Raw genomic sequence first — 3252 nt, 5'->3', positions numbered from 1 at the left:
AAATTAAGTTCTCCGACTATATTTTCAGACGGCCACCAAGGCCGCCCCAACACACACATAGCGAACTTATCTGCTCAATCTCTAAGGAAACCCGCATGAACGCCATTGCAGACGTGCAATCGACCCGCGACTTACGCAACCTGCCGATTAACCAAGTCGGCATCAAAGACCTGCGCTTCCCCATCACCCTACGCAGCGACGACGGCGAACAATCCACCGTCGCCCGCCTGACCATGACCGTTTACCTGCCCGCCGAGCAAAAAGGCACGCACATGTCGCGCTTCGTCGCCCTGATGGAGCAAGACACCGAAGCCCTCAGCTTCGGCCACCTGCAAAAACTCACCCGCGACATGGTCACCCTGCTGGAATCACGCGCCGGCAAAATCACCGCCGCCTTCCCGTTTTTCCGCAAAAAAACCGCCCCCGTATCCGGCATCCAATCCCTGCTCGATTACGACGTGACCCTGAGCGGCGAGCTGGCAGACGGCGCATACCGCCACACCGTCAAAGTCATGGTACCCGTAACCAGCCTCTGCCCCTGCTCCAAAGAAATCTCCGCCTACGGCGCACACAACCAACGCTCCCACGTTACCGTTACCCTGACCGTTAACGAAGAAGTCGGCATCGAAGAAATCATCGACTGCGTGGAAAACCAAGCCAGCTGCCAACTCTACGGCCTACTCAAACGCCCCGACGAAAAATACGTTACCGAAAAAGCCTACGAAAACCCCAAATTCGTCGAAGACATGGTGCGCGACGTCGCCACCGCCCTGATGGCCGACAAACGCATCGACAGCTTCACCGTCGAAAGCGAAAACTTCGAATCCATCCACAACCACTCCGCCTACGCCTATATTGCTTATCCTTAAATGGTTGTATAGAATGTAGAAAAGCCGTCTGAAAATCCTCGATTTTTCAGACGGCTTTTTTATTAAACAAACCGGTTATTTGAAAATATACGCTTCGGGCATCTCATCGAAACCGACGACTTTGCCGCCTTTTTCTTTGGCAAACTGTTCGGCTTGAGCTTTATCCGCAAAGGGCAGCGCGTCTTCCGAACCCATGCCGCCGACGAAGCCGGTTTCAATCACATAATAGGCTTTTTTGGCGTCAATCCACGCGTTATCCGCATTGGGCGTGTTCCAGTCGGCCACTTTTCCCATGTCGGTCACATAAATGATATTGATGCCTTTAGGTTCTTCCGGCAGCTTGGTGTAGCCGAACATCTGCTTGATGGTGGAAAACCACACCGGCTTGTCGGGTTTGCCGTTTAAGAAAATCTGGGCTTTGGGGCCGTTATGCTCCGCCAGATTCATGGTGCAGTAATGGCCGACGGCCTGCTCGGTAATCGGCTGCGGGGCGGGCGGCGGGGTGCTGCTTTCTTTTGCGCCGCAGGCGGCCAGCAGCAGCGCGGCGGCCAGGGCTTTCAATGTATTGTTCATATTTGTCGCTTTCCAAAAATCCGGGCAGCCAGCGCAAGCGGCACAAGCACCCATAATGCTTGGGCGGCCAGCAATACTGGCATGCCCAAATCCAGCTGCCCGCTCAGGCCGGCCATACCCGCGTACATGGCGGTATTTTCGTAGCCGGTCAGGTTGAGCAGGCGGTAGATGTCGGTGGGGTTCAGTAATAATACGGCTTCGACCACGGGCGCGGTAATCTGCTGCTGCGTGTCGGCCACCAAGATGCCGAGCAGCGCCATATCGAAAATCACCACGAAAAACAGCCATACGCCGATGGCGATTCCCGCCGCCGTGCCGCGCTCTTTAACTTTGGCACTAATCAGATAGCCCATCGCCAGAAACGCCGCACCCAGCACCACGCTGGCGGCAATCAGCAGCAGAAACGGCTGCCACGCGGCGATGTCGATGCCGCCGTGCGCCAGCTGCAAAGCGATACCGGCCAGGCCGTAACCGGCAGTTGTAGCCAAAGTCAGAATAATCAAGTGGCCGATGAATTTTCCGGCCAAAATCTGATTGCGCGACACGGGATAGCTGAGCAGCAGGGCCATCGTGCCGCGTTCGATTTCGCCGATTAATGCGTCGTAGGCGAGCAGCATGGCAATCAGCGGAATCAGGAAAATCGACAGGCTGGAGAGGCTGACCACGGTTACGGTAAGCGGATCGACTTTCACGGATCCGGTGGGCGAGCTGCCCAAAAATCCGAGCGACAAGGCCAATGCCGCCAGCAGCAAGGCGGCGGCCAATACCCAACGGTTACGCAGGCTGTCGCGCACTTCTTTGCCGGTCAGAATCCAAATCGGACTCATACATCCTCCCTTTTTAAGAATTGTGCATACATATCGTCCAAGGTCGGCGTGTGGATGTCGAGAAAATCAAGCTGCGACAAATCGCCCAGTTCGGCCAAGAGCGTCATGCGTTCTTCCGCTTTGCATGCCGCTTGATAAGTGAGGCCGTCTGAATGCTGCCAACGCGCCGACAGGGGGCGGGTATTTTTCAAGCGCACGGTCACTTTCAGCGGCAGGCCGCTTTGTACATGCAATTCGTCCATGCTGCCGTCGGCCACTTTGACGCCGTTTTTCATCACCACGATGCGGTCGGCGTGGCCGTCCAATTCCGCCAACGCGTGGGTGCTCAATAATACGGTAGCGCCCTTGCCGTTGAGTTCGCGCACCACTTCGTAAAACATCTGCCTAGAGGCGGGATCGAGGCCGGTGGTCGGCTCGTCAAACAGCAAAACTTTCGGTTCGCCCAATAAAGCCTGCGCCAAGGCGAGACGCTGGCGCATGCCTTTTGAATAAGTGCCCACGCGGCGGCGGGCGGCCTGGGAAATGCCGACGCGCTCGAGCAGCTCCTGATTGCGGTTAAGCGGCTGCTTTTTCAGCTTGGCATAAAACGCCATGGTTTCCAAACCGGTCAGCGAGGGATGCAGCGCGACGGTTTCGGGCAGATAGCCGATTTGCGCGCGTAAATCCGCGCCCGCTTTGCTGCCGGTGCGCTCGCCCAGCAGCATGACTTCGCCTTCAGACGGCGTAATCAGCCCGAGTATCAGCTTCATCACGGTGGATTTGCCGGCGCCGTTGTGCCCGGCCAAGCCCACGCTTTCGCCGGCTTTCAACACCAAATCAACTTGGTTGACGGCTTTCTGTTCGCCGAAACGCTTGGTGACGTTGCGTAATTCGACATGATTGGTCATGCGGATTCCTTTGGTTTGATTTTGTTTTTTCAGACGGCATATTTTGTAGGACGGGCGTCCCTGCCCGTCGCTCATTCGCAGAATGAGATATAGTCG

Annotated in this window: 4 protein-coding genes; 1 reads left to right on the top strand and 3 read right to left on the bottom strand. The window is 56.3% G+C overall.

Going from position 1 to position 3252, the window contains the following annotated elements; translation table 11 throughout:
- The first annotated feature begins 95 nt into the window (after nucleotides 1-95).
- Nucleotides 96-869, top strand: coding sequence for a GTP cyclohydrolase FolE2 (gene folE2 / locus BDE01S_RS09325; protein ID WP_066080663.1), 774 nt, complete (start codon nucleotides 96-98; stop codon nucleotides 867-869).
- Between the two features lie 75 nt (nucleotides 870-944).
- Here folE2 and BDE01S_RS09320 read toward each other — a convergent pair whose 3' ends face one another.
- Genes BDE01S_RS09320 through BDE01S_RS09310 form a run of 3 tightly spaced genes read right to left on the bottom strand, consistent with a single transcriptional unit; the run spans nucleotide 945 to nucleotide 3156 of the window.
- Entirely contained in the window at nucleotides 945-1442 is a 498-nt protein-coding gene (locus tag BDE01S_RS09320) for a nitrous oxide reductase accessory protein NosL (protein WP_066080659.1), read from the bottom strand.
- A complete protein-coding gene (locus BDE01S_RS09315) occupies nucleotides 1439-2269 on the bottom strand; it encodes an ABC transporter permease (RefSeq protein ID WP_066080653.1) in 831 nt (276 codons plus the stop codon). Before BDE01S_RS09315 ends, BDE01S_RS09320 begins: the two co-directional genes overlap by 4 nt.
- On the bottom strand, nucleotides 2266-3156 hold the full coding sequence (locus tag BDE01S_RS09310; RefSeq protein WP_066080666.1) for an ABC transporter ATP-binding protein: 891 nt from the start codon (nucleotides 3154-3156) through the stop codon (nucleotides 2266-2268). The genes BDE01S_RS09315 and BDE01S_RS09310 overlap by 4 nt, the downstream gene beginning before the upstream one ends.
- Between the last annotated feature and the right edge of the window lie 96 nt (nucleotides 3157-3252).

This window comes from Bergeriella denitrificans NBRC 102155, from assembly GCF_001592185.1.
In the GTDB taxonomy this organism is placed as follows: Bacteria; Pseudomonadota; Gammaproteobacteria; order Burkholderiales; family Neisseriaceae; genus Neisseria; species Neisseria denitrificans.
This window is presented reverse-complemented; position numbering and strand designations above follow the sequence as displayed.